This is a genomic window from Dietzia lutea (assembly GCF_003096075.1).
GTDB classification, from domain to species: Bacteria; Actinomycetota; Actinomycetes; order Mycobacteriales; family Mycobacteriaceae; genus Dietzia; species Dietzia lutea.
The window spans coordinates 616,007-639,608 of sequence record NZ_CP015449.1 but is presented as its reverse complement, the minus strand read 5'-3'; the positions used below and the strand labels follow the sequence as shown (position 1 = coordinate 639,608).

Genomic DNA, 23,602 nt, shown 5'->3' with positions numbered 1-23,602 from the left:
CCGACCCGCCCGCTCCCCCGGCCCGGGGTGCCCGGACCGGCCTCACGCCGGGCCGGGTCTCACCCCGGCACCGCCTCACACCGGCCCCGCCCGCGCGACCGCCGACGCCGCTCGCGAGCCGAGCACGCCGAGCTCCACGTGCACCTCGGCCCGGGCCACCACGTCGTGGCCGTCGACCGTGCACACCGGCAACTCGGCGCCGTTGGCGGCGGCGATCCTGGACGCCGCCGTGCACGGGTCGAGGCCTTCGCGGAGCGCGTGCGCGCCGGCCAGCGCGGCCAGCTCCGCGGCGGATCGGGCGGCATGCGTGGCCACTGCCGCTCGTCCCGCCAACAGGACGGCCACGGCCAGGGCCAAGACGGCTGCCACGGCGAAGGCGGTCGCGACGGTCATGGCCCCCTCGTCGTCGTCACCCGCCCGGCGCCACCCGGTGCGCACGGCTACGGCGGCGCGCCCGGTCACGGCGCGGCGCCCGGCGCGCCAGGCCACCGCACTACGCCCCGTCACGGCGCCACGCCGGGCTCGGCGCGCGCCACGGCCCGACCGCGCAACTCCACGCCGCGCAGGCCCCGCGCCGGCGCCACGACCTCGGCCGTGACGGATCCCCCGGCGCCGGTGACCGAGACGTCGGCACCGGGCGCGGCGACCCGGCCGGCCGCCGTGCCCTCCTCCGCCCCGGACATCGCGGCCACCCGCGCCGCCTCACGGGCGGCGTCGACCACCCTGATCTGCGTCAACGCGGCACCGGCACCGGCGGCGGCGAGCGCGACCACCACCACGAGGGAGGCGATCCCGAGGGCGGCCTCGACGGTCACCGAGCCGTCGTCGCGGGTCGCCGCCGCGTGGAGCCGTCGCGGCACCGTCACACCGAGGTGTTGAGCGCCTGCTCGATGATCCCGCCGAGCGCGTCCGGGATAGAGTCGCCGCTGACCACCGTGTACAGCACGGCGCCGAACGCCGCCGCGGCGATGGTCCCGACGGCGTACTCGACTGTGGACATCCCCGCGTCCGGGCCGGTCATCGCGTGGAACCGGCGATGCAGGGCGGAACGGGCGCGCGCCACCGCCGCCGCCGGGGCGGCGAGAGTCCGGGTGGCGAGGGTGTCGGTCCGATGGGTGAGGTGAGTGGACATGCGGGTTCTCCTTCTTCACTGACCGGGGCGGCGTCTCCGCCCCGGAATCCGTGTGGCCGGCGGCGCTGCTCACGGCAGGACCCCCGGCAGCATCCCGTCGGCCAGCCCCACCACGACGGGGAGCACGCCCAGGCAGACGAACGCGGGCAGGAAGCACAGGCCGAGGGGCCCGGCGACCAGGACGGAGGCGCGCTCGGCGCGGGCGGTCGCGGCGGCGTCGGCCTCGGACCGCATGCGCGCGGCGGCGTGCTCCAGCGCGGAGCGGACCGACCCACCGCCGTCGCTCGCGCGGACCAGCACCGGAGCGACGGGGGCCAGACGTGCGGCGCCCGGGACGTCCCGCCAGGCCTCGTCCGACGTGGCGCCCAGTCGCATGCGGGCGGCCGCCGCGCGCAGGGGCTCCGCGGCGTCGGGGTCGGAGTGCTCGACGGCGTCGGCGACCGCGAACAGGGCGTCCGGCGTGGGCAGGCCCGCGAGCAGGGCGACCGCGAGCAGGTCGAGGAGGTGCGCGAGCACCTCGGTGTCGGCAGGGGCGGGTCGGCGGCGGGTGAGCGGGGCCAGCAGGCGTGCCACCGGAGCCGCGATGCGGCCCGTCAACGCCGCGGGGCCGAGAATCGCCACGCCGCGCGGGCGCCCCGGCACCGCGTGATGCCGAGCAGGCCCGCCGGTGTCGGGGAGGACCGCGTCGAGCCTCTCGGCGGCCCGGGGACGCCACGGTGCGACGCACACCGCGGCGGCGAGCAGGAGAACGGTCGGGCTCATCTGCCCGCCCCGCCCGCGATCCGGTCGGTCCACAGCAGACCGGCCGCGAGGAGGACCGCCCCCGCCAGGCACAGGGCCCCGCCGAGTGTCCCGCCCAGCAGGACCCCCAGGGGGTCGGCGCCGAAACCCGCGCCCAGGAGGACGCCCAGGCCGGGCAGGGCGGTGAGGATGACGGCGGTGGCGCGGGGACCGGCGAGAGTCGCGTGCACCCGGACGGCGCGCTCGCGGCGGGAGGCCACGTCGGCGCGGAGCCCGTCCACGACGTCGGCGAGCTCGACCCCGTGCCGGGTCGCGAGCAGCCAGGCCCCGGCGAGCTCGCCGGGGACACGGTCGCCCCCGCGGTCACGGTTCGAGCCGTTGGCGGCGGCCGTGCCGGTCGGACCGGTCGCCCCGGCCCCGGCGGGCAGCAGTGCTGCGGTGACGTCACCGCCCAGGCGGGCGTGCGATCCGGCGGCGGTGAGAAGCCCGGCGACCTGAGGGTCGTGGACGGCGGCCGCGTCGGCGGCCCGGCCGAGAGCGGCCCCCGGGCCGGCGCCTGCGCGGAGAGCGGAGCCGGCGTCGTCCAGCGCACGCTCCCACGCGCCCAACCGCGAGAGGCGGCTGCGACGCTCGGTGGCGCGGCCGTGCAGGTCGGCGGCGACGCCCCCGAGCACCGCGGCTGCGCAGGCGTGCAGCGGACCGGCACCGACCAGGCCGACCAGCCCCGCCGCGACCGGCCACGAGAGGCCCGCCGGGAGCTGCAGGAGGAGACCGCCCAGCGCGCCGATGCGCTGGGCGGCGCCGGTCGCGGCACCCGCGGAGCCGATCGCCCCGCCCGCGGCACTGTCGCCCGCAGCCCGGCCGGGCTCGCCGCGCACGCCGCGCACGCCGGCCTCACCGGACTCGAGCGCCGACAGCCGGTCGGCCGCGCGCCCGCCCGGCCACACCAGCAGCGCGACGGCGACCGACACCAGCGCGGCCGTCATCGCACGCGCTCCACGAGCATCGCGTCGAGGGCCGCACGACCGGGGATCTCTCCCACGTCGGCTCGCCAGGCCGGGTCCACCACGATCCCCTGCGCCTCGCGGCGCACCACCCCGATCGAGTCGACGCCGCGCATCCCGTCGGGCAGGCGGCGCATGCCCACCACGACCCGCAGCGACGCGGCTACCTGCGCGGACAGCGCGGCGCGGTCGAGACCGCCGAGGGCGCCGAGCGCCTCCAGCCGGGCGGGCAGCTCGGTGGGCGAGTTGGCGTGGACCGTGCCGGCGCTCCCGTCGTGGCCGGTGTTGAGGGCGGCGAGCAGGTCGGCGACCTCGCCGCCGCGGACCTCGCCCACGGCGATGCGGTCGGGCCGCATACGCAGCGCCTGCCGGACGAGGTCGGCCATCGTCACCTCGCCGGCGCCCTCGACGTTGCCGTGCCGCACCACGAGTCGGACGACGTGCGGGTGCGCGGGGCGCAGCTCGGGCGAGTCCTCGACGCACAACAGCCGCTCCGAGTCCGGGACAAGCCCCAGCAGCGCGGCGAGCAGCGTCGTCTTGCCAGATCCGGTGCCGCCCACGACGAGGTAGCCGACCCGTGCCGCGACCAGCGCTCGGAGCAGCGGCTCGGCGTCGTCGGGGACGGTGCCCGCCGCCACGAGCCGGTCGAACGTCGACTGCGCGGGCCTCGACACCCGTAGCGACAGGCATGTCCCGTCCACGGCGACCGGCGGAAGCACCGCGTGCAGTCGCCACGCCATCCCGTCGCGGGACCGCACCACGCCGTCGGCCCACGGGCGCGCGTCGTCGAGCCGCTGGCCCGCCCGCCCGGCCAGCCGCACCGCGAGCGCGCGCAGCTCGGCTTCGGTCGGCACCACGACGTCGGTCTCCTCGAGCCCCCGTCCGCGATCGACCAGCGCGGGGCCCGGCCCGTCGACCACCACGTCGGTCACTCCGGGACTGGCGAGCAGCGCCTCAAGCGGTCCGGCGCCGGCCAGGTGCTCCCGGACGAGCCGTGCCGTGCGCAGCAGGTCGAGGTGTCCGTGAAGGACGCCGGACTCGGCCCGCACCGCGCGGACCACCTCGTCGGGTTCGGGATCCACGCCGAGGCCGGCGAGGCGCGCGCGGACGCGGTCGACCAGGTCGGCGGGCGGGGCGCCGGTCGGGGTTCCGAGCGCGGCGCCGGTCAGGGCACCCGGGTCCTCAGCGCTCACCGGAGCCCACCTCCTCGAGCAGGGTGTCGGCGAGTGCGCACAGCCGCCGCATCCCACCCGCGCGGCCACGACGCAGCGCATCGGCCAGCTCGCCGGCGCCGGTCGCGCGCCGCACGGCGCCGATCTCGGGTAGGACGCGCCACCGCTGCGCCCCCACCGACCCGGCGACGTCGGCCGCGTGCAGGGGGTCACCGCGCCCGGTCCGGATCACCAGCGTCGCGCCGGGTGACCGTCGCACCGCCCGTCCGGCCGCGACCGCGCCCTGGAGGTCGGCCCTGGTGACGACGACGACGAGATCAGCCTCGTCGCGCACCGGCCCGCAGTCCTCGGCGCCGCCGGAATCGCTCACCGCGAGTCCGCCGCCCGCCCGGTGGGCCCGCACGGCGCCCGGTCCGCCATCGGGGGCGCGGGCGTGGTCGGCGGCCGCTGGACGGCTTCTTGACCTGGCCAGGACCCGCAGACCCGGCAGCACCTCGGGCGCCGCGCCCCACAGGGCCCCGGGGTCGGGCCCGCCCAGGTCGGCGCGGACGTCCTCGACCCGCAGGCCCGGGCGGTCCTCCGCGCCCAGCAGCAGGTCGACGCCAGTGCCGTGCGGGTCCGTCTCCACAAGAAGAGTCCGGTGAGACGGCGCGGCCCGCACCGCCAGCGCGGCGGCGAGCGTGCTGGCCCCGCATCCGCCCACCGCGCCGACGACCACCACCACCGCTCCCGCCCGAGTCGGCACCGGCGCCAGCAGCACCCCCACGAGATCGCCGGTCCCGGACGGCAGGCGGATCACCTCGTCGTCGTCACCCGGATCGCGGTCCGAACCGACCCGCACGACGCGCGCCCCGCCGGTTCCCACCCTCCCCGCGGCGGCTGCGTCCGGGACGGCACCGTCGGCGCGGTCGGCACGGTCCGCGCGTTCGGCGGCGCGGTCGGTCACCAGGACGTCGGCGGGCCCGGTCCCCGGTTCCATCGCCAAGGCGGCCAGCACCGCGCGCACTTCGGCGTCCAGGTCGGGATCGGTGATCTCCACCGCGACGGTCCGCGCTCTCGTAGTCGTGTCCACGGCGCCCACCCTCGCCCATGCCGGCGGCCGTCGGCCCCGCCGCGACGCGGAACCGAGGTCGGCCTGTGGAGGGGGACGGGGCTGTGGAGAACGCGCGGACACCCGCCGCTCCAGCGCAGCTGCACGCGGTGCCGCCGCTCCCGCCCAGCCGCACGCGAACATGGCGTCTCGCGCGCCCCTCGGCACAGCCGCACGCGAGCATGGCGTCTCGCGCACACCGCGGCGGGTGCGAGACGCCAAATCCAGGAGCGGCTGCAGGCTCCGCGCACATCCTGGCGAGCGAGACGCCAAGTCCAGGAGCGGCTGCAGTGGCCCGGCGCGCCGCTTGATGCCCACAAATGCGAGAAACCGCGGCAGGGGGTGCCGCGGTTTCTCAAAGCCTCAGTTCTCGGGGGGATGAACTGAGCACCTATAGGGGGATGCCCCGTTAAGGGCACAATCAGTATCACCCATCTGCGTGGGCAACACAAGGACCGTATCGTGGGTGTCGTGTCCGCCCCCCGCCCACCGGGCCCCAGGATCTCGCACCGGCCGCGCCGCGTGGCCGCGTTCTTCGACCTCGACAAGACGATCATCGCGACCTCGTCGGTGTTCGCGTTCAACAAGTCGTTCCTCGACGAGGGGCTGCTCTCCCGCCGGTCGGTCATCGACCTGGCCTACACGCAGCTGGCGTTCAGCCTCTCCGACGCCGACGACGAGCAGATGCAGAAGGTGCGCCAGGCCATGGCGACCGCCACCAGGGGCTGGGCGCCCGAGCAGGTCGAGCGGATCGTCACCGAGGCGCTCACCGAGACCGTCTCCCCCACCGTGTACGCCGAGGCGCAGGAGCTGCTCGCCGAACACCGGGCGCTGGGCCACGACCTGGTGATCGTGTCCGCCTCCGGCGAGGAGCTGGTGGCGCCGATCGCCCGCATGCTCGGCGTGGACCACTACGCCGGCACCCGCATGAACCGCGACGCGAACGGCCGGTACGGCGGGCAGATCGAGTTCTACTGCCAGGGCCCCGGCAAGGCGGAGGCCATCCGCGGGTTCGCCGAGCGGTACGGCTACGACCTCGACGCGAGCTACGCCTACTCCGACTCCTCGACGGACCTGCCGATGCTCGAGCTGGTCGGCCATCCGACGGTGATCAATCCCGACCGCGCGCTGCGACGTGAGGCGCTCGAGCGGGGCTGGCCGATCCTGACGTTCTCCAACCCCACCCCGCTGCTGCCGACGCTCGAAAGGGCGACGGGGCCGATCGTGGGGGTCGGGGCCATCGTCGTGGCGATGAGCGCGGCGGCCGCCGCGTTCGCGCGTGGCGCGAGGCGGGCGGCGCGGTAGCTGCACTTCCGGCGGTGCGGTCGCCATAGCTCCGGCTCCGGCGGCGGCGCGGTAGTCGTGGCTCGACCCACGGCTGCACCGACCTCTGCTACCGCCCTCCACAACCGCCCTCTGCGGCCGACCATCGCAGACGCCCAAACACTCATCGTGGGCCGAGGACAGAGCCTGAGGCGATAGCCGAATCGCCTGAGGAGTCGGCGGGTTCTTTGGGGGTTCCCACCATCGCCCCGGCACGGTGCCCGACGGCATGCTCAAGGCACGGTGGTGAGGACGCCAGGACCGCGACGGAAGAGAAGTCACGGCCCCCCGCCTGATCTACCGTCATCGACGTTCGGAAACCCACGCGACGGATGACGCCCGAGAGGCAACACCAGCCGTGGGTCCGCGCCAGCCGTCACCGACGGTTGTCCCGGGCCGGCGACACGGCGGACCACAGGACGCTTGGTACCCGGATCTCTCGATGAACCGCAGTGAGTTGGCGGGTCGGCTTCGGCCGACCCGCCATTCGCGCGCCAGCTCCCGGCGCGCCAGACCCGGCGCGTCAGGCCCCGGCGGCGTCGGCGATCGAGGTGGCCTCGCGAGCCCCCGCCTCCAGCGCCTTACAGCAGTAGAGGATCCAGGCGGCGACGCCCTCCTCGGTACCCGCCATATAGTCGGCGACCGCGGCGCGGTAGGCCTCCGGATCGCGGTAGAAGGTCACCTCGGGCACGCCCAGACAGTGCGGGTCCAGGCCCGTGGACACCGCGACCAGCCGGAACGCGGCGCGGGCGACAATCCCGTCGGCCGAGCCGAACGGCGCGAGCCCGGAGAGTTCGCCCAGCACGACCGCGGCGAGCACCGGCGCCGGCACGCGCGTGCCGCCGGTGACGAGCCCGGCCAGGCCCTGGAGGCGCTCGGCCACGCCCTGGCCGGCGCGGGGGCGGCCCAGTGTCTGCGGGTCGCCGTCGGGCCGGGCGGCGGCGAGGAGGTGCAGGTGGGCGAGTTCCTGGAGCGGCGAGCGCGTCCACACGGCGACGGCGCGGTCGAGGGATTCGCCGGTGAGCTCACCGGCGACGCGGAGGGCGCCGGACAGGATCTCGTCGGGCTCGCCGTCGCTGTCCAGGCGGACGGACGCGCCCTCGACGCCGGCGGACGCGCGGGCCCCGCGCAGGACCGATTCGGCGGCGGTGGTGGGCCATCCGCGGCGATTGGCGGGGTGCCGGTGCACCTTTGCCAGGGCGTCGCGGGCGGTGTCCGCGGCCCCGGCCACGCCCGGCAGGGCGGTCAGCGGGGCGAGCGGGTCGGGAGCTGCGGAGGTCACGGGTCGAGGTTACCCAGCGGACGACAATCGGCCGACACAGGCAATTTTCAGCTGCCTCAACCGGTGTGGAGCTGGTGTAATCACCTCCACCCGGCGGGGCCCGCGCCGGCTCCGCCCCCCCCACCCTCGAACCTCGGAGATCCGCGTGAACCTCAAGGACCAGCTCGACGCACTGCTCGACGCGACCGCCTTCGACTCGACGGGGGCAAAGATCGGCGCGGTGCGCCAGGTCTACGCGGACGACGCCAGCGGCAAGATCACGTTCGCGACCGTCTCGACCGGCATCTTCTCCGCCGACGCGATCGTCCCCCTGCACGGGGCGCGGCTGCTGGACGACGAGCTCCACGTCGACCACACACGCGCCGTCATCCGCGACTCCCCGCGCCCCGACAACACCGAGGACGCCCTCACCCCCGAGCAGGAGGCCAAACTGCTCGAGTACTACGGCATCGAGACGCCCACACGCCTCCGGGGCACGGCAGCGCCGCCGTCCGGTCCGGCGGCGGGTGCGGCCGGAAAGCCGGCGAAGGGCGACGGGAAGACGACGTCGACGGGCGCCGCGAATGAGACCGCGGGCGCCGGGGCGGGGAAGACGGTGAAGGCCGCCGGCACGGGCGTGGAAGCCGCCGCGGCGTCCGAGAAGCCGGGTGCGGGCAAAAGCCCCACGGCGCCGGGCGATGGTGAGGACACCGCGACGCCGGGCGCGGGCGAGCGCGCCGCGGCGGACCCGGCGTCGGCGCGCCGGGACGGTAAGGGGGCGACGACGACGAGGTCGACCGACGGTGACACGACCGCCGACTCCTCCGCCCCCGCGAAGGCCTCCGGCCCGGGCCCCGCGACCCCGGCCGCGGACCCGGACGGGGAGACCGGCGGTAAAGGCCCGGAACCGCGTCGCGACTGATGCCGGCGGGCGGGACTCCCCCGTCGTACCCCCTCGGGTGGGTCGCCCGACACGACGGGACGCATGTGACTACGCTCACAGGCATCGGTCCGGTCACGTCCGCCGTGGCGACCCCGGCCGTCCGTGAAACCTCATCCCCGAGAGAGAGCCGCTGATGACCGCTCCCGAGCACACCCCGTCTTTCGCGCCCGATCCCGACTTCGCCGCCCAGGCCAACGCGCAGGCAGACCTGTACGACAGTGCCGCGGACGACCGTCTGGCGTTCTGGGAGGAGCAGGCCCGTCGTCTCGACTGGGACACCGAGTGGTCCGAGGTGCTGGACTGGTCCGACGCCCCCGTCGCCAAGTGGTTCGTCGGCGGCAAGCTCAACGTCGCCTACAACTGCGTCGACCGGCACGTCGAGGCGGGCAACGGTGACCGCGTCGCCATCCACTGGATCGGCGAGCCCACCGACGACGCCCGCGACATCACATACGCCGAGCTCAAGGACGAGGTCAGCCGGACCGCCAACTACCTCAGCTCGCTCGGCCTGGTGGCCGGAGACCGGGTGGCGATCTACATGCCGCTGCTGCCCGAGGTCTACATCGCGATGCTCGCGTGCGCGCGCCTGGGCCTGACCCACTCCGTCGTCTTCGCCGGCTTCTCGCCCGCGGCCCTGCGCTCGCGCGTCGACGACGCCGAGGCCAAGCTCGTCATCACCGCCGACGGTCAGTTCCGCCGCGGCAAGCCCGCCCCGCTCAAGGCCGGCGTCGACGACGCCCTGGCCGGGAACCTCGAGGGCGTGGACGGTCCCGCGAAGTCGGTGGAGAACGTGCTCGTCGTGCGCCGCACCGGCCTCGACGTCGAGTGGACCGAGGGCCGCGACGTCTGGTGGGACGAGGTGATCCCCGAGCAGTCCACCGAGCACTCCCCGGAGGCCTTCGACTCCGAGCACCCCCTGTTCCTGCTCTACACCTCCGGCACCACCGGCAAGCCCAAGGGCATCGTCCACACCTCCGGCGGATACCTCACACAGTCCGCCTACACGCACCACAACGTCTTCGACCACAAGCCCGGCGAGGACGTCTACTGGTGCACCGCGGACGTCGGCTGGGTCACCGGCCACACCTACGGCGTGTACGCCCCGCTGGCCAACGGCGCCGAGTGCATCGTCTACGAGGGCACGCCCAACTCCCCCGACGAGCACCGCCACTTCCAGATCATCGAGAAGTACGGCGTCACCATCTACTACTCGGCGCCGACCCTGATCCGCACGTTCATGAAGTGGGGCAAGGAGATCCCGGCCGCCCACGACCTGTCCTCGATCCGCCTCCTCGGTTCGGTCGGCGAGCCGATCAACCCGGAGGCGTGGCGCTGGTACCGCGAGAACATCGGCGGCGGGAAGGCCCCCATCGTCGACACGTGGTGGCAGACCGAGACCGGCGCGATCATGATCTCGCCGCTGCCGGGCGTCACCGAGACCAAGCCGGGATCGGCCATGCGGCCCCTGCCCGGGATCTCGGCGGCGATCGTCGACGGGGACGCCAAGGAGGTCCCCGCGGACGAGCAGGGCTTCCTGGTCCTCACCGAGCCGTGGCCCGCGATGCTCCGCGGCATCTGGGGCGACATGGAGCGCTACCGCGACACCTACTGGTCGCGCTTCGCCGAGGAGGGGTACTACTTCGCCGGTGACGGCGCGAAGTGGGACTCGGACGGCGCCCTGTGGGTGCTGGGCCGCGTCGACGACGTCATGAACATCTCGGGCCACCGCATCTCGACCTCCGAGGTCGAGTCGGCACTCGTCGGTCACCAGGCGGTCGCGGAGGCGGCCGTGGTCGGCGCGAACGACGAGACCACCGGCCAGGCGATCGTCGCGTACGTGATCCTGCGCGGCAGCGTGGGCGCCGAGGAGGACCACCAGAAGCTCATCGACGAACTGCGCGCCGAGGTGTCGCGGGAGATCTCCCCGATCGCCAAGCCCCGCGACATCACGATCGTGCCCGAACTGCCCAAGACCCGCTCCGGCAAGATCATGCGTCGACTGCTCAAGGACATGGCCGAGGGCCGCGAGGGCGGCGACACCTCGACCCTGGCGGACCCGACGATCATGGACCAGATCCGGGAGAAGGGCACGCGCGGATGACCGGGTAGCGGGTGAAGGCCGCCACGTGACGTGGCACGATGGACGACGGTGCAGCCGTCGCCGGACAATGGAGGAACAACCGTGAGCCACGCCCAGGGAACGCACAAGCCGACCGAGGCCTCGATCCCCCTGCACGACGCGGACTCGATCGGCCGGGGCGACGCCAGCATCGGCACCCTGGTCAAGAACGCCTCGACCCACGTCTCCACGCTGATGCGGGCGGAGATCGAGTTGGCGAAGACCGAGATCACCGAGCAGGTGAAGAAGGCCGCCACCGGGTCCGGGTTCTTCGTGGCCGCTCTCGTGTTCCTCCTGATGTCCTTCTTCCCGTTCGTGTTCATGTGGGCGAAGCTCATCTCGCTGTGGTTCGGCACCGAGAGCTGGGACTGGATGGGCTTCCTCATCGTGTTCGTGGTGCTCGTCCTGCTGGCCGCGGTGTGCGGACTGCTCGGGTACCGCAAGGTCAAGAAGATCCGTAAGCCGCAGCGCACCATTGACTCGGTGTCGGATCTCAAGCTGGCCATGCCCAAGGGCTCCGAGCCGCAGCGTCCCCACACGGTGCGGATCACCAGCACGCCTGAGCCCCCCGTCCGCAACTGAAAACGCCCGCTCACAGGCCGCCCGACCCGTCGATCGTCAGGATCGACGGGTCGTGGCGGCATCGTGACGTCTCGGCCAACGGCATCCGCCTTCACGTGGCCGAGGCGCTCCCCGCCGACGCCGACGCCGGGGAGTTGCCGCCGCTGGTCCTGCTCGTCCACGGCCTGAGCGGCATCTGGTGGACGATGCGCGCGCCCATGCTCGCGCTGGCGGAGGCGGGCTTCCACGCCGTCGCCGTCGACCTGCGGGGCCACGGCGACTCCGACAAACCGCCGCGTGGCTACGACGCCTGGACCCTCGCGTCCGACCTCACGAATCTCGTGCGGGCGCTCGGCCATTCCTCGGCCGTCATCGTCGGACAGGGCGAGGGCGGTTTCTATGCGTGGACCGCCGCGTACCGCCGGCCGCGCGCGGTGCGGGGCCTCGTCGTCGTCGGATCCCCTCACCCACTCGCCACACGCCGCGCCGCCCTGCGCGACCGCCACCAACGTCGCGCGCTCGTGCCCCGTCTGGTCGCGGACCAGGTGCCCCGACTGCCCGAACGGCGCCTCACCCGCGACGGGGCCGCCGACGTCGAGGAGATGCTCCGCAGCCGCTCCGCCCCGACGTGGCCGGAGACGGATGACTTCCGCGAGACCGCGGAGCTGCTCCGGCGGGCGATGCTCATCCCGAAGGTCGCGCATCTGTCGCTCGAGAGTCGTCGCTGGATGGTGCGCAGTCAGCTCCGGCCGGACGGCCGCGACTTCCGGCGGGCGGTCTCGGGTGTGCTCTCGCAGCCCGTGCTGGGGATCAGCGGCGCCGAGGACCGGTTCATCCTGCCGGAGACCGTCCGCTCGTCGTCCGCCTGGGCGCGTGACTTCAGCAGCGGACTCGTCCCCGGCGCAGGCCACTATCCGGTGATGGAGGCCCCGGCGGAGACGTCCCGCCTGATCGTCGACTTCGCCCGCCGCGTCACGCCGTCCTGAAGCTCAGCCTTGGGGCGCGGCCGAGGAGCGCGGCCGAGGGGCCGCGCCGATCGCCGTCATATCGGATTTGGTCGTAACCATCGTGGTAACACGCCGGAGCAACATGGCTACGTCCAAAATCTCCCTGATTACGTCCAGATCGCGGCGCGGGCCGGCGGGCTGGCGCGGGTGAGTCAGCGGACGCCGACGCAGGGGCCCGTCGGCACCGCGCCCGGCGCGTCGACCGCCGCCTGCAGCTGCGGGAGGACCTGCTCGACGGTCAGCGCGTACCCGGTGTCGGCGGCGTCCATCGCGGCACCGAACACCACTCCCGCGACCTGCCCCTCGGGCGTGATCAGCGGACCGCCCGAATTGCCCTCGCGGACACTGCCCCGCAGGATGTAGACCTCGCGCTCGACGGTCTGCTCACGGTAGATGTCCGGGCCGCGCAGGGTCACGCGCTCGCGGATCCGCGCCGCGTCCGGGCGGTAGGGCCCGTTGCCGGGATAGCCCACGACGATCGCGTTGTCGCCCGTGCGGGCGCGGGTCTCGGCGAAGGGCAGGACCGGCGCGTCCAGCCCGGGCACGCGTAGGACCGCCACGTCCACCGAGGAGTCGTAGACCACGACCTCGGCGTCTAGCTCGTCGTCGCCCGCGACCACGCTCACCGAGCCGGTGCCGGCCACGACGTGCGCGTTGGTCATGACGAGCCCCGGCGCGGCCACGAAGCCGGACCCTTCCAGCGCGCGGCTGCACGACTCGGCACGGCCACGGATCTTCAGCACCGACGGCTTCACCCGGGCGACGACCTCCGAACCCGCGAGCACGGGATCCGGCGGCGGCACCTCCTGCAGCGGGGTGGTGCCGAACGGGCCGAGGATGTCCGGGAACCCGGTCGTGCCGAGGACCTGGGTGAACGCGGCCGGGATCCGCTGCAGCTGCTCGGGGGCGACGTCGTCGATCTTCGCCAGCACCGACGAACCCCGCACCGCCTTACCGGGCCCCGGGCCCTCCTGGGCGGCGATGGGCACGGCCACCAGCCACGCCACCAGCAGCATCGCGGCGGATTGGAACACCGCGCCCAGCGTGCTGTCGAGGAGCCGGGCGCCGGTTCCGGAGATGTAGCGTCTGGCGGCGCGGCCGATCGTCACACCGGCGACCTGCCCGATGATGACCATCACCGCGATGATCGCCAGTCCCGCCACCAGGCGGCCCAGCGGCGAGTCGACCTCGCGGACCAGGTGCGGGGCCACGAGGAGCCCGGAGGTCGCGCCGATACCCACGCCGAGCAGGGCGAACCCCGAGGCTGCGGCACCGTTGATCCAACCGGAGATCGCGGCGGCGGCGGCCAGGGCGAACAGGGCGAGGTCGAGCCACTGTGAGCCCGTCACCGAAGTCCCCTCCGGGGGTTGTCGGCGGGGAGGTCGAGGGGCTCTTCGCCGTCGGTCCCCGCGGCACCGCCCGGAGCGTCCCCGTCGGTCTCCGCCGCACCGCCCCGAGCGCTCCCGTCGGCCCCGTCTGCGCGCCCGGCCGTCACCCCGGGCACTCCGGCGACGGTGCGGTCGGCCAGCGGATCCGCGGACTCACGCCGGGCCTCCTCCGCCGACATGCGGTGCTGCTCGCCGTTGGCAGACGCGGCCAGGGTCTTCTCGAGATCGCGGATGTCGTCGGTGTCCCAGTCCAGGTCCCAGCCGGCGGAGTGGAACATCGCGGCGAGGATGCCGGCGGTGAAGCCCCACACCACCAGGTCGTCGTGCTGGAAGGCGGGGCCGGTCCACCCGGTGGTGTGCCGCAGCAGGAAGCGGTTGGCCGGGTCGAGTAGCTCGTTGACCGGGACGGTCATCACGCGCGCGGTCTCGCCCGGGTCCACCACGCCGACCTCCATCGGCTCACGCCAGTACCCCAGCACGGGCGCGACCGAGTAGTTGGACACGGGGATGTACAGCTCGGGCAGCACGGCCAGGACGTCGACACCGGCCGGGTCCAGGCCGGTCTCCTCCCACGCCTCGCGCAGAGCGGCCTCGACGGGCCCGCTGTCGGTATCGTCGACCCCGCCGCCGGGGAAGGAGATCTGTCCGGAGTGGTTGCGCAGGGTCGGGGCGCGATGGGTGAGCAGGACCCGCGCGTCCTCGGGCGGCTGCGGGCCGGGCGCGTCCGGGGAGCCCGAGAGCAGCACCAGCACGGCGGCGTCGCGGTGCGGGCGGCCGACCTCGTTGGGGCCGCGGTCCTCGGGCGGGCGTCGCCGCGGCAGCAGCCCGTCGAAGCTGCCGTCGGTGCACGCCGACATCAGCGGGTCCATCCAGCCGGGGTGCGGGACGCCGGTGATGTCGCCGGGCCGGGGCGCCGGTGCGACCGTGGGATCGCCGAAGGCGGACGGGCGGGCGCCGGAGTCGCCCGGGCGGTCGTCTGCGCGGTCCTTCGCGGTCTCACTCACGCGGTCACCCCCAGGTGCTCGGCGACGGCGTCCAGCACGTCCTGTTCGCTGTCCATGGGCTGCACCAGCACGTGGGCGACCGTCCCGTCGGCCCGTACGAAGAGCGTCAGCGGCAGGACGGGCGGCGCGCCGAGCACGGTGGGAAGCTCCTCGTCGTGGTCGGAGACCGACACGAGCTCGTCGATCCCGAGCGCGCCGAGCGTGTCGAAGCCCTTGGTCTCGGAGGGATCGGTGTGCGAGAGGACCACCCGCACCTCGTCACCGAGCGTGGCGGCCGCGTTCCGGATCGCGGGCAGCTCGCGTCGGCACGGCTCGCACCAGTAGGCCCACATGTTGACGACCATGGGCGTGCCAGCCTGGATCTTGCCGAGCGTCGTGGTGGAGCCGTCGTCCATGCACCGCACCATGAGGCCCGCGACGGGGCCGGTCGTGGTGGCGGGCGCGGCGCTGTCGCGGCAGGCGGGCAGGTCGGCCGTGGCGCGGGTGTCGGCGTCCACGACGGTGTGGGGCTCGTCCGCGGGCGGCCCACCGACCGGCGGCGCGGCGGGGGCGCCCGCGGGGGGGACGGTGGGGGCGGCGGTGGGGTCGCCGGAACCGTCGCCGGAGTCACCGAAGGTGGTGAGGAGGGCGACGACGACGCCGACCAGCGCCACGAGCGCGACCAGCGACCAGCGGGTGGAGGCGCTCACGCGTGATCCCCCAGTCCCACCAGTTCGAGGAGGTGCTCACGCTCGGGTCCCGCCACGAGGCGGGCGGCCGCGACCGGATCGAGCGGGCCGGCCTCGCCCGCGGACGGGCAGTCGTCGGCCAGGACACACGCCCCGCAGGCCGCGGTCCGCGCATGGCACACCCGGCGACCGTGGAAGATGATCCGGTGACTGGCGTCGGTCCAGGAGGCCCGGGGCAGCATCTGCGACACCTCCCGCTCAATGCGGACCGCGTCGGTGGCGTCGGTCCACTTCCAGCGGTTAACCAACCGGATGAAGTGCGTGTCGACGGGCAGTCCCGGGATGCCGAAAGCGTTGCCCAGCACCACGTTCGCGGTTTTACGCCCGAACCCCGGGAGGGAGATCAGCTCCTCGAGCCGCTGCGGCACCTCGCCGTCGTACCTCTCCACCAGGGCCGCGCCGAGGCCCTGGATGCTCCGCGCCTTGTTGCGGTAGAAGCCCGTCGGGCGGATGAACTCCTCCAGCTCCTCGCGGTCCGAGCCCGCGTAGTCCTCCGCGGTCCTGTAGCGGCGGAACAGTGCCGGCGTGACCTCGTTGACCCGCTTGTCCGTGCACTGCGCGGAGAGGATCGTGGCGACGGAGAGCTCGAGCGGGGTGGTGAAGTCGAGCTCGCAGTAGACGTGCGGGAACGCCTCCTCGAGAGTGCGCAGCATGCGCCTCGCGCGCCGGGTGCGCCCGAGGTCGGTTTCCACCCCCCTCGCGGCCACCCCTCGTCTGCGGCGCTTCACGGCTGGAGCGGGGTCGGGCATGAGTCCACATTACGGCTCCGCGTGCACACGGCGCCGCGCCGCTCCGGACGGGCACGTGTGCGCCCGCGCGGTCGGCGGTGGATAATCATGGGCATGCAGGGAATCCTCGTCGTCCTCGTGCCGGTGCTCCTCGCCGGGTTCGCGCTCCTCATGGACCGCTTCGAGAACGCGGTCCTCGACGAACCCGAGCGGATCGAGGCCTGAACCATCCCGCTGACCGCGCGTTGACCACACCTCGACGCGCGAACGACTACAGTGGCTTTCGCCACACGCACGCCATGGCGCGGACGCGCATGTCCCCGCCCAGAACGGAGGGTCACAGACTGTGACGATTGATCGCCGCACGGACCAGTCTGCCGACGACGTCCTCACCCGGGCCGGAATCTTCCAGGGTGTGGAGACGGCGGCCGTCTCCGCTCTGCGTGCCGATCTGACCCGCGAGGAGTACTCGAAGGGTGACGTGATCATCCGCGAGGGCGAGCAGGGCGACAGCCTGTACATCGTCACCTCCGGGAAGGTGAAGCTCTCCCGCAAGGCGCCCGACGGCCGCGAGAACCTGCTGTCCATCCTCGGCCCGTCGGACATGTTCGGCGAGCTGTCCATCTTCGACCCGGGTCCGCGGACCTCCTCGGCCGTGTGCGTCACCGACGTCACCGTCCAGGCCATGGACCGCTCCGCCCTCAAGCGGTGGATCGCCGAGCGGCCGGAGATCTCCGACCAGCTGCTGCGCGTGCTGGCCCGCCGCCTGCGGCGCACCAACAACAACCTGGCCGACCTCATCTTCACCGACGTGCCCGGTCGCGTCGCCAAGGCCCTGCTCCAGCTGGCGCAGCGCTTCGGCACGCAGGAGGGCGGCAACATCCGCGTGACGCACGATCTCACGCAGGAGGAGATCGCCCAGCTCGTCGGCGCCTCCCGCGAGACGGTGAACAAGGCGCTCGCCGAGTTCGCGCACCGCGGCTGGCTGCGGCTCGAGGGCAAGAGCGTCATCATCTCGGACACCGAGCGCCTGGCCCGCCGCGCCCGCTGACGCGGACCGGACCCTCTCGGCCTCACCCGGCCCGGCCTCACCCGGCACCTTTTCCGAAATCCGCTACCCTGCCTCCGGATTCGCTAGCCCGATATGGGTAGCGAATCTTGGGTCGGAGTAGCGGATTTTCCGGATCAGGCAGCGTTCGGGCCCAGCCCGAGCCGTTCCTGCCGCCACATCTCCTCACGGACTCGACGCACGATCGCCCGGGGATCCCTGAGGTCCGCCCACGTCCACCGGATCACCACATATCCGGCGTCCTCCAACTGAGCCTGCCTGCGCCGCTCGGCCGCCCAGTTCCGGCGGATCTCCTCCGGTTCCGTCCCGTACTTGCCGAAGCCGTCCGCCTCGCCGATCAGGCGCCACTGCGGCCAGCAGAAGTCCACCCGGAATCTCTTGCCTCCGCGTACCGCCAGCCTCACCTGCAGCTCGGCCTCCGGCAGCCCTGCCATCACCAGGATGAGCCGGATCAGAGTCTCCAACACCGACTCGGCCGATCCGGAGGTCCGCTCAGGCAGGGCGCGCGCCCGAGCCACCCCCGTCCTGCCCTTCGCTGCATCGGCCTCCACCTGCAGGTCGAACCGGGTACAGAGGCCTCGGCGGATTGCCTGGTCCGCCGCGCACACCCCGCTCTCCAACCCGGACGTCCGGGCCACGTCGACGATCGTTCGGGCCGGCGAGGTCACCGGTATGCCGTCGAGCATCTGCACCACCCCGTCGAGCGGCAGGTTCGCGACTATGAGCGCGGAACTGCGACGACTCCCACCGCCCGCGCGGTGACGAGTGGCGGTGGGACGATCGAGAACCATCCCGTGAAGCGGTAGCCCTTGCAGGGCCAGCGCCGAGGCGTGCGAGAAGACCGTCCCCGGTTCCACCGCTCGCGCTGCGGCCGCCGTGCGTTCGACGACTATCCGGCGACGTCGCTCATAGGCGGGTTCGCCGGGCAATCGGCCGTCCGGACCGGCGTCGTCTGCGGCGTGAGCGTAGACCCCGGTGCGGACACGTCTGAGCTCGCCGCTCGCGAGCAGCCTTGCGATGTCGGCGTGGGTCAGACCGCCCCTCGCCAGATCGGCGTACGTCGACAGGCGGGTGGGGCGGTTCTGGGCGGGTATCGAAGTGTTCATGCGGACATCGTCCCGCCGGTGTTGCCACACCCCGGCGATTCAGGGCCTCGCGGGCCGGCCTCCTGTGGAGACGCCCGGCCCTGTGGACAACGCGAGTCGCCGTCCCGGCCCGTGACCCGCCCTCCCCCGGGATCCGCTACTCCCGCACGGAATCCGCTACTCCTGTGAAGGTAGCGGATCCGGAGGGTGGGTAGCGGATCCGGGGCGGGAGCGCTGGGCGGCGTGTGCGGGGGCCGCGGGAGGTCCGGGCCGGGTGCGCGGCGGGGCGGCGTGGGCGGCGCGTGGGGAGCGCGCCGGCGGGCGGGGCGGGCCGACGGGGCCGGCTCAGGCCTCGGCGTCGAGACGGTCGAGGTAGCGCAGCGCCACCTTCGTCGACTGCTCGGCCACCTTCAGCAGGAACGGCGTCACGTCGCGGTAGATGTGCTGCGTGATCGCCTCGGCGGAGGCGTCGCGGCCCAACTCGGCCCGCGCGGCGACGATCTGCTCGAGCCGATCGCGCCGGTGCTGCCCGAGGACCTGGGCGGCGAGCCCGGTGTTCTCGACGTCGGGCCCGTGGCCGGGGATGCCGATCACACCGTCGGCCCGCGCGGCGAGCAGGTCCATGCTGCCCAGGTAGTCGCCGAGATCGCCGTCGGTCGAGTCCAGCACGGTCGAATCCCTGCCGAGGATCGTGTCACCGAGGACCACGCAGTCCGGCCGGGCGGTGAACCCGGCGCCCGCGGGCCGCACCTCGAGGCTGACCGAATCGGCCGTGTGCCCCGGCGTGCCCAACACGGTGATGTCCAGTCCGGCGGCGTGGATCACCTCGTCGTCGTCCCCGTCCGTCACCAACGGCGCGGCGTCGCGACAGAACCGTCCCTCCGCGGCCCGCACGGGGGCGGTGGTGAAGGCGCGCAGGTGATCGATGCCGTCGGTGTGGTCACCGTGGCGATGGGTGACGACGACGAGCTCGACCTCCCCCACGATCGCCGCGATCCGCTCGGCGTGCGCGCGGTCGTCGGGCCCGGGATCCACCACCACACACGTGGGCGACCCGGGGGCCCGCAGGACGACCGTGTTGGTCCCCTCGAAGGTCATCTCGGAGGGGTTGTCGCAGAGGATGACCCCGGACAGGTCCGTGACGGGCCGGAGCGTCTCGTACGCCGGGAAACTGATCGGGGTCAGCCCTGCTGTCATGGCGGCTAGACCTCGACCTCGACGACCAGCTCGACCTCGACGGGCGCGTCGAGCGGCAGCTCGGAGACGCCGACGGCCGAGCGGGCGTGGACGCCGGCGTCGCCGAAGAGCTCGCCGAGGACGTCGGACGCACCGTTGACCACCGCGGGCTGCCCGTTGAAACCGGGCGCCGAGGCGACGAAGCCGACGACCTTGACGATCTTCACCACGGCGTCGATGCCGACGAGCGCGTCGACGGCGGCCAGCGCGTTGAGTGCGCACGTCCGGGCCAGGTCGGCGGCCTGCTCGGGGCCGACCTCGGCCCCCACCTTGCCGGTGGCGGCCAGGTCGCCGTCGACCATGGGCAGCTGGCCCGAGGTGTACACGAACGTGCCCGCCCGGACGGCGGGGACGTAGTTGGCGACCGGCGGGACGACCGTCGGCAGTTCCACGCCGAGCTGCTCGAGCTTGCGGCTCCAGTAGCCCCCGGACTCGGCCTCGGGCATCAGATCCGTCGCTTCATGTAGGCGACATGCTGCTCACCCGTCGGGCCGGGCAGCACGGAGACCAGCTCCCAGCCGTCGCCTCCCCACTGGTCGAGGATCTGCTTGGTGGCGTGCGTCAGCAGCGGCACGGTGACGTATTCGAACCGGTCTGTTCCGGTGGATTCGCTCATGGGCCCCACTCTAGGTAAGTGACGAGCGTCCCGCGCGCGGTGGTGTGAGCGCTTAGTGTGGGGACCATGCCGTCCACTGAGAACCCAGGTACGCGGTCGACACGGGCGACCATCGCCGATGCGCTGTCCACCGGATGGTCGGACAGCTCCGAGCGGGCCGAGTTGCACTACGTGTCCGGGAAGGGCGGGACGGGCAAGACGACGGTCGCCACGTCACTCGCGCTCGCCCTCGCCTCGACCGGGAAGCGCGTCCTGCTGGTGGAGGTCGAGGAGCGCCAGGGCATCGCCCGGACCTTCGACCGCGAACCGCTGCCCTACAGCGAGGAACTCGTCGCGCGGGTCGACGGAGGCGGCAAGGTGTTCGCGCTGGCCATCGACATCGAGGCGGCGATGCTCGACTACCTCGACACCTTCTACCGCCTCGGCGTGGTGGGCAAGGTGATGAAGTCGGTAGGGGCCATCGAGTTCGCCACCACGATCGCGCCCGGGCTCAAGGACGTGCTCCTCACCGGCAAGATCTACGAGGTCGTCACGCGCGAGCACGCCAAGCGCGAGGTCGTCTACGACGCGGTGGTCGTGGACGCACCTCCCACCGGGCGGATCGGCAAGTTCCTCGACGTCACCACCGCGATGGCCGACCTCGCCGGCGGGGGCGGGCCCATTCGTCGCCAGGCCGAGGCCGTGTCGGAGCTGGTCCACTCGCCGAGGACGGTCGTGCACCTGGTGACGCTGCTGGAGTCGCTGCCCGTGCAGGAGACGCTCGAGGCGATCGACGAGCTCAAGAGCCACGGCCTGCGCGTCGGCCAGGTGATCATCAACCGCGCCGAGACGCGGCACCTGGACGACGAGGCGCTCGGGCGGATCGCCGAGGAGGACATCGACGCCGAGTCGGTGCGCGCCGGCCTCGAGGAGACCGGGGTGGAGGTCGACGACGAGGGCTTTCAGGGACTGTTGGTACAGGCCATCGAGCACGCCCGCGTCGCCCGCGGACAGCTCCGAGCCGGCGAGACGCTCACGTCGGCGGCCTGCCCCACCCTCGTCCTGCCGGCCCTGCCCCACGGGGTGGAGGTCGCCGACCTGTACGACCTCGCCTCCGCCCTCGTCGACCAGGGAGTGCACTGACATGACTCGTCGTCTCGACATCACGGCCATGCTCACCGACCCCGCCACCCGCGTGGTGGTGTGCACCGGCGCCGGAGGCGTGGGCAAGACCACCACCGCGGCCGCGGTCGCGCTGCGGGCCGCCGAACTCGGCCGCGACACGGTCGTGCTGACGATCGACCCGGCCCGCCGCCTCGCGCAGGCCCTCGGCATCGACGAGCTCTCCAACGAGCCCGCGCCTGTCGAGCTGGGCGGCGCCGGGGCCGGTGGCGCGGGCGCGGACGGAATCGGGGCGGCCCGAAACGGGCCGACCGGCAGCGGCTCGCTCCACGCCATGATGCTCGACATGCGGCGTACGTTCGACGAGCTCGTCGTGGCCAACACCTCCGAGGAGAACGCCCGCGCCATCCTCGACAACCGCTTCTACAAGACCATGGTCACCTCGTTCGCCGGGACCCAGGAGTACATGGCCATGGAGAAGCTCGGGCAGCTGCTCGACGACTCGGCGTGGGACCTCGTCGTCGTCGACACTCCTCCCTCGCGCAACGCGTTGGACTTCCTCGACGCCCCGCGCCGCCTCGGCGCGTTCCTCGACAGCCGTCTCATGCGGCTGCTCTCGACTCCCGGGCGCGGGGTGGGACGCCTCGTCTCCGGCGCGATGAGCACCGCCATGCGCGGGGTGTCGGCCGTGGTGGGCTCGTCGATGCTCAAGGACGCCTCCGAGGTCGTGGTGGCGCTGGACTCCACGTTCGGCGGCTTCACCACGCGCGCAGCCCGCACCCAGGCGATCCTGCGTCGCAAGGGCACCGAGTTCCTCGTGGTCTCCTCCGCGGAGCGGCCCGCGCTGCGCGAGGCCGCGTACTTCGCCGAGCGACTGGCCGAGGAACGCATGCCGCTCGCGGGCGTCGTGGTGAACCGGACCCATCCGCGGCTGACCGATCTGAGCGCCGAGCAGGCCTGCGCGGCCGCCGACCGCCTGAGCGGCCGGAACGCGGAGGCCGAGGCGGTCCTGCGCACCCACGCCGACCGGGCCGGCACCGCGAAGCAGGAGCTGCGGCTGCTCGAGTCGTTCACCGATACGCATCCGGACGTGCGGATCGTCGGCGTGCCGTCCCTGCCGTTCGAGATCTCCAACCTCGAGGCGCTGCGCTCGGTGGGCGACCAGCTCTGCGGCTGAGCCGGGGGCCGGGTGGCCGTGTCCGCCCCGCCGGGTGCGTTGCGGTATCGGCACCCCGGCCGTCGCGAGGCGGGCCACCCGGCCGTCGCGGGTCGAGAGGCAGCACACCCGGCGGTAGATGCGCTGCCCCTCTGACCCGCGCTGCCGGAATGCTCGAACATCGCCGGGGTGCGCTGCGGGAACGGACCAGTCGGCCATCGCATGCCGAAGAGGCAGCACATCTGAGCGTGCGTGCGCTGGCGGTATGCCCGCGCGAGCCGGCGCGGGGCGGCGAGGGGCGGCGCGGGGCGGCGAGGGGCGGGTCATCGCACTCGACGGCCCGCGAGCCGGGAGGCCCCACCAAGCGGACTGCTCCGCGCCGGCCGCGAGACGCGAACCCGGATTCGCCGGGCGGACTGGTCCGCGCCGGCCGCGAGACGCGAACGCGGCCTCGCCGGGCGCACCGATCGGCTCCGGCCGGGATACGCGAACGCGGCCCGCGTCGGATGTCGCGGGCCGCGTCGGGAAGCCGGTTGGGGCCTGATGGGCGACGACGGGAAGGCGCGTCGGCCCGGCACTGAGAGGACTCAGTAGGCGGCGGAGTGCCGCTCGATCTGCTGGGCGAAGAAGTCGGCCCAGGACCGCACCTCGGGATGCTGCTTGAGCAGGGCGCGCCGCTGACGCTCGGTCATTCCGCCCCACACGCCGAACTCGACGCGGTTATCCAGCGCGTCCGCCCGGCACTGCAGGAGCACCGGGCAGTGGCGGCAGATGGAGGCGGCCTTACGCTGGGCGGCCCCGCGGACGAAGAGCTCGTCGGGATCGATGTCCTTGCAGCGGGCCTGGGCGACCCATTCCTGACGCCCCTCACCGACGATGACCTCCTCGGAGCCGAGGGGGTTGCTTGAGCCGGGGCGAACCCCGTTACCGGAGGAGCGGGTGGTCCCGGGGAGGGTAGCCGTCATCGAAAAACCCCTAGTCTGTGTGGAGGCGTGGGCGGGTTCACCGCACACGCCTCCGGCCTTCTGAGCCCGCCCGGCGCGGCGGGCTCACTGTGTACGCGGTGCGCCCGCACCGGGGCCGGAGGAGTGCGACCCCATTTCGGTCCGGAACGTCCCGCGTTCCCCCATATTGTTAC

Annotated in this window: 25 protein-coding genes; 8 read left to right on the top strand and 17 right to left on the bottom strand. The window is 73.5% G+C overall.

All coding sequences use genetic code 11. The features are described 5' to 3' along the window. Positions 1-75: 75 nt before the first annotated feature. The 7 genes from A6035_RS02875 to A6035_RS02845 form a co-directional block, all read right to left on the bottom strand. The gene (locus A6035_RS02875; RefSeq protein WP_341867169.1) at positions 76-507 is read right to left on the bottom strand and encodes an Rv3654c family TadE-like protein; all 432 of its coding nucleotides are present in this window, start codon (positions 505-507) and stop codon (positions 76-78) included. After that, a complete protein-coding gene (locus A6035_RS02870; protein WP_244192517.1) occupies positions 504-860 on the bottom strand; it encodes a TadE family type IV pilus minor pilin in 357 nt (118 codons plus the stop codon). The genes A6035_RS02875 and A6035_RS02870 overlap by 4 nt, the downstream gene beginning before the upstream one ends. A 2-nt stretch (positions 861-862) precedes the next feature. Further along, the gene (locus A6035_RS19415; protein ID WP_425267515.1) at positions 863-1,132 is read right to left on the bottom strand and encodes a DUF4244 domain-containing protein; all 270 of its coding nucleotides are present in this window, start codon (positions 1,130-1,132) and stop codon (positions 863-865) included. 69 nt (positions 1,133-1,201) lie between these two features. Further along, positions 1,202-1,894: a type II secretion system F family protein gene (locus A6035_RS02860; protein ID WP_108846527.1), complete on the bottom strand. Its 693-nt coding sequence runs from the start codon at positions 1,892-1,894 to the stop codon at positions 1,202-1,204. Further along, positions 1,891-2,859, bottom strand: a complete 969-nt coding sequence (locus tag A6035_RS02855; protein ID WP_108846526.1) for a type II secretion system F family protein — start codon at positions 2,857-2,859, stop codon at positions 1,891-1,893. The genes A6035_RS02860 and A6035_RS02855 overlap by 4 nt, the downstream gene beginning before the upstream one ends. Next, positions 2,856-4,046: a TadA family conjugal transfer-associated ATPase gene (locus A6035_RS02850; protein WP_108849040.1), complete on the bottom strand. Its 1,191-nt coding sequence runs from the start codon at positions 4,044-4,046 to the stop codon at positions 2,856-2,858. The genes A6035_RS02855 and A6035_RS02850 overlap by 4 nt, the downstream gene beginning before the upstream one ends. Before the next feature lie 13 nt (positions 4,047-4,059). Beyond that, on the bottom strand, positions 4,060-5,121 hold the full coding sequence (locus tag A6035_RS02845; RefSeq protein ID WP_162533976.1) for a CpaE-like family protein: 1,062 nt from the start codon (positions 5,119-5,121) through the stop codon (positions 4,060-4,062). A gap of 489 nt (positions 5,122-5,610) precedes the next feature. Here A6035_RS02845 and A6035_RS02840 point away from each other — a divergent pair, with 489 nt between their 5' ends. Continuing rightward, the gene (locus A6035_RS02840) at positions 5,611-6,444 is read left to right on the top strand and encodes an HAD family hydrolase (protein ID WP_108849039.1); all 834 of its coding nucleotides are present in this window, start codon (positions 5,611-5,613) and stop codon (positions 6,442-6,444) included. Between the two features lie 541 nt (positions 6,445-6,985). Here the strand turns inward: A6035_RS02840 and A6035_RS02835 are convergent. After that, on the bottom strand, positions 6,986-7,744 hold the full coding sequence (locus tag A6035_RS02835; protein WP_108846524.1) for a Fic family protein: 759 nt from the start codon (positions 7,742-7,744) through the stop codon (positions 6,986-6,988). Positions 7,745-7,889: 145 nt separating this feature from the next. On the opposite strand from A6035_RS02835, the gene A6035_RS18175 reads away from it, so the two are divergent. From A6035_RS18175 to A6035_RS02810, 4 genes are all read left to right on the top strand, one after another. Further along, entirely contained in the window at positions 7,890-8,645 is a 756-nt protein-coding gene (locus A6035_RS18175) for a PRC-barrel domain-containing protein (RefSeq protein ID WP_162533975.1), read from the top strand. A 154-nt stretch (positions 8,646-8,799) separates the two neighbouring features. Beyond that, on the top strand, positions 8,800-10,767 hold the full coding sequence (gene acs, locus A6035_RS02820) for an acetate--CoA ligase (protein WP_108846522.1): 1,968 nt from the start codon (positions 8,800-8,802) through the stop codon (positions 10,765-10,767). 81 nt (positions 10,768-10,848) lie between these two features. Further along, positions 10,849-11,367 carry a phage holin family protein gene (locus tag A6035_RS02815; protein ID WP_108846521.1) on the top strand — a complete coding sequence of 173 codons (519 nt, stop codon included), beginning with the start codon at positions 10,849-10,851 and terminating at the stop codon, positions 11,365-11,367. A gap of 95 nt (positions 11,368-11,462) precedes the next feature. Continuing rightward, complete coding sequence (locus A6035_RS02810) at positions 11,463-12,332, top strand: alpha/beta fold hydrolase (protein WP_208635556.1); 870 nt, start codon at positions 11,463-11,465, stop codon at positions 12,330-12,332. Between the two features lie 173 nt (positions 12,333-12,505). On the opposite strand, the gene A6035_RS02805 is transcribed toward A6035_RS02810, so the two are convergent. Genes A6035_RS02805 through nth form a run of 4 tightly spaced genes read right to left on the bottom strand, consistent with a single transcriptional unit; the run spans position 12,506 to position 16,222 of the window. Further along, positions 12,506-13,702: a MarP family serine protease gene (locus tag A6035_RS02805; RefSeq protein WP_108846519.1), complete on the bottom strand. Its 1,197-nt coding sequence runs from the start codon at positions 13,700-13,702 to the stop codon at positions 12,506-12,508. Further along, a complete protein-coding gene (locus A6035_RS02800) occupies positions 13,699-14,745 on the bottom strand; it encodes an NUDIX hydrolase (protein ID WP_244192516.1) in 1,047 nt (348 codons plus the stop codon). The genes A6035_RS02805 and A6035_RS02800 overlap by 4 nt, the downstream gene beginning before the upstream one ends. Beyond that, positions 14,742-15,434, bottom strand: coding sequence for a TlpA family protein disulfide reductase (locus tag A6035_RS02795; protein ID WP_108846518.1), 693 nt, complete (start codon positions 15,432-15,434; stop codon positions 14,742-14,744). The genes A6035_RS02800 and A6035_RS02795 overlap by 4 nt, the downstream gene beginning before the upstream one ends. Beyond that, on the bottom strand, positions 15,431-16,222 hold the full coding sequence (nth, locus tag A6035_RS02790) for an endonuclease III (protein ID WP_412523647.1): 792 nt from the start codon (positions 16,220-16,222) through the stop codon (positions 15,431-15,433). Before nth ends, A6035_RS02795 begins: the two co-directional genes overlap by 4 nt. Positions 16,223-16,547: 325 nt before the next feature. On the opposite strand from nth, the gene A6035_RS02785 reads away from it, so the two are divergent. Next, on the top strand, positions 16,548-17,252 hold the full coding sequence (locus A6035_RS02785) for a Crp/Fnr family transcriptional regulator (protein ID WP_108846516.1): 705 nt from the start codon (positions 16,548-16,550) through the stop codon (positions 17,250-17,252). Positions 17,253-17,386: 134 nt separating this feature from the next. Here A6035_RS02785 and A6035_RS02780 read toward each other — a convergent pair whose 3' ends face one another. The 4 genes from A6035_RS02780 to A6035_RS18420 form a co-directional block, all read right to left on the bottom strand. Continuing rightward, positions 17,387-18,376, bottom strand: coding sequence for a type IV toxin-antitoxin system AbiEi family antitoxin domain-containing protein (locus A6035_RS02780; RefSeq protein WP_108846515.1), 990 nt, complete (start codon positions 18,374-18,376; stop codon positions 17,387-17,389). Positions 18,377-18,700: 324 nt separating this feature from the next. Continuing rightward, positions 18,701-19,552, bottom strand: coding sequence for an MBL fold metallo-hydrolase (locus A6035_RS02775; protein ID WP_108846514.1), 852 nt, complete (start codon positions 19,550-19,552; stop codon positions 18,701-18,703). 5 nt (positions 19,553-19,557) lie between these two features. After that, positions 19,558-20,037, bottom strand: coding sequence for a RidA family protein (locus tag A6035_RS02770; RefSeq protein ID WP_108846513.1), 480 nt, complete (start codon positions 20,035-20,037; stop codon positions 19,558-19,560). Then, positions 20,037-20,207, bottom strand: a complete 171-nt coding sequence (locus A6035_RS18420) for a DUF4177 domain-containing protein (RefSeq protein ID WP_108846512.1) — start codon at positions 20,205-20,207, stop codon at positions 20,037-20,039. The genes A6035_RS02770 and A6035_RS18420 overlap by 1 nt, the downstream gene beginning before the upstream one ends. A 66-nt stretch (positions 20,208-20,273) precedes the next feature. Between A6035_RS18420 and bagA the strand changes: the two genes are divergently transcribed. After that, positions 20,274-21,329: an ATPase BagA gene (gene bagA, locus A6035_RS02760; protein WP_108849037.1), complete on the top strand. Its 1,056-nt coding sequence runs from the start codon at positions 20,274-20,276 to the stop codon at positions 21,327-21,329. Position 21,330: 1 nt separating this feature from the next. Continuing rightward, a complete protein-coding gene (gene bagB / locus A6035_RS02755) occupies positions 21,331-22,485 on the top strand; it encodes an ArsA family ATPase (RefSeq protein WP_108846511.1) in 1,155 nt (384 codons plus the stop codon). 566 nt (positions 22,486-23,051) lie between these two features. On the opposite strand, the gene A6035_RS02750 is transcribed toward bagB, so the two are convergent. Beyond that, positions 23,052-23,429, bottom strand: a complete 378-nt coding sequence (locus A6035_RS02750; RefSeq protein ID WP_244192515.1) for a WhiB family transcriptional regulator — start codon at positions 23,427-23,429, stop codon at positions 23,052-23,054. Positions 23,430-23,602 lie beyond the last annotated feature (173 nt).